Origin of the sequence: Trichococcus sp. (genome assembly GCF_049589555.1) — a bacterium.
Classification (GTDB): domain Bacteria; phylum Bacillota; class Bacilli; order Lactobacillales; family Aerococcaceae; genus Trichococcus.
Map to the genome: position 1 here is coordinate 1 of NZ_JBAWAZ010000167.1, position 2,299 is coordinate 2,299.

Genomic DNA, 2,299 nt, shown 5'->3' on the forward strand with positions numbered 1-2,299 from the left:
TCATCCGCGAATACTTGCCGGCGGATGCGAACTCCTTGATGGCCGTGATGGCGGAAACGATGGCTTCCGAGGAACAGATCAACCTGATCGTGTCTTCGAAACACCCGCGTCCGCAATTCTACTCTGCGGAAGAAGCGGAAGTATTGGTCAAAGATGGCCTGAAAGTGATCGACTGGGCTTCGACTTGCGGTGACGAAGAGCCGGATGTCGTGATCGCAGCAGCGGGGACGGAACCGAACTTGGAGGCACTTGCCGCAGTCACGATCCTGCACAAGCAGTTCCCGGCATTGAAGATCCGTTTCATCAATATCGTGGACCTGTTGAAACTGCGCCATCCGGATGTGGATCCGCGCGGCTTGAGCGATGAAGCATTTGATGCTTATTTCACAGCCGATAAACCGATCGTCTTTGCTTTCCACGGCTTCGAAGGCTTGATCCGTGACGTCTTCTTCGATCGCCACAACCATAACCTGCACGTCCATGGCTACCGTGAGAACGGCGACATCACGACACCGTTCGACATGCGCGTCTTGTCTGAGATGGATCGCTTCCACTTGGCGCAGGATGCGGCCAACGCTGTCTATGGCGAAGAAGCGTCAGACTTTTCGCAAAGGATGACGGAAACGGTGGAATTCCATAACCGCTTCATCCGTGAGAACGGCGATGACATCCCGGAAGTCATGGAATGGAAATGGGAAGCTTTGAAACATGCTGTTCCTCAGCGTTAAAGTGGTGCCGAGCTATTTGGCAAACCCGATCTCTGTCGATAAAGAGAACTGTAAGGCAGAGCTGATCGATACGGAATATTACACAGAAGAAGATTTAGCGCAATAAGCAAGATACACGAAGAAGGGGCGGCCTCAAAATGAGGTCGCCCCTTCTTCGTACTCAGGCATGCGTTCGGTTGAAATTTTGTTCGGGGTGGTAGATGAGACTGTTGTCCTCCGGCGAACGGAGGCTTCGCCGGAGAACGGCCCACATTTAAAGTCTGTGCTCCGATGAGGACAGACTCGCAGGAGAAGAGCCCGCAAATTACCGCTGTACTCCGGCCAGAGGAGCCTAACCGGAGGAGGGCACTCAGTCCGGCCGCTTAACTCCGGTCAGCAGGCACCGCAGCAATTTCCTCAAACACCCAAGCATCATACGGCTGCATCCGCATCCGTTTTTTGACCACCAGCTGGTCCGAATTCGTCAGCAGCGGCTGCCAGTTTTTTTTGGCTATTCTTGTCGGAAGGTCAATTTGGCAGGCTTTCCGGCTCAAATTTGTCAGAACGAGCACCTGTTTAGTGTCCGACTTGCGCAAGTAAGCGAAGACCTGCGGATGATTTTTCAGAATCAGTTCGAAGGTGCTCTCGGAAAATAAGGACTGCTCCTTCCGCAACCGGATCAATTGTTTGTAATGGCTCAAAACGGACTGTTCATCCTTTTCCTGTTCGGCGATATTCAAATGTTCAGCGTTACTGTTCACTGCCATCCAGGGCAGCAACTCGGAAAATCCGCCGAACATCCCGCCTTCCCACTGCAACGGCGTGCGCGAATGGTCCCGCGTCCAATGGGTGACTTTCCTTAACGCTTCTTCCTGGGACGAGCCGCTCTCCAAGAGAATGCGATAGAGATTGTGCGAATCCTGGGCGTCGACTTGCTCCATCGACTCGAAAGCGAAATTGGTCATGCCGATTTCCTGGCCTTGGTAAATGAAGGGCGTCCCTTTCAGCAGCATGTACATCGTCGCGATCGCTTTGGCGGATTTGGGCGATTCATCACCCAGAATCGAAGCGATCCGCGGATTATCATGATTCTCCACATACAGGGCGTTCCATCCGTTCGACCCCAAGTCCTTCTGCCAACGCGAAAGCACCTTTTTGAATCCCAACAGATTGAGCCGTTCCGCGCCCGGCTGACCTTCGCGCACATTATGCTCCAACTCGAAGATCATGTTCAAATAGCCGTCCTCTTTGGTCCAATTCACCGCTTTTTTGCTGGAGACGCCGCTCGCTTCGCCGACCGTCATGATTGGGTACGCGTCAAAAATGTCCTTCAGCTCCTGCATATAGACTTCGATTCCTGAGACGTTCATGAAGGGTGCCCAAGGATTGTCGGTGATTTTGAAATCCCACGGTTCTTTCTGGATATGGCTGATAGCATCCAGACGGAAGCCGTCGATGCCCAAGTCCAGCCACCAGCGGATCATCCGGTAGATTTCTTCCCGCACTTTCGGGTTTTTCCAATTCAGATCGGGCTGTTCCGGAGCGAAGACATGGAAAAAGGCCTGACCCGATCGGTCGTCGTAAGTCCAGGT

General features: G+C 53.0%; 1 protein-coding gene and 1 pseudogene. One reads left to right on the plus strand and one right to left on the minus strand.

Translation table 11 applies throughout. The annotated features are described in order from the left end of the window. Positions 1-728, plus strand: a pseudogene (locus WBV27_RS06700) (phosphoketolase); the annotation flags it as partial. Positions 729-1,090: 362 nt separating this feature from the next. On the opposite strand, the gene WBV27_RS06705 reads toward WBV27_RS06700, so the two are convergent. Beyond that, on the minus strand, positions 1,091-2,299 hold a 1,209-nt coding region (locus WBV27_RS06705; RefSeq protein ID WP_424200540.1), incomplete at its 5' end, for an alpha-amylase family glycosyl hydrolase.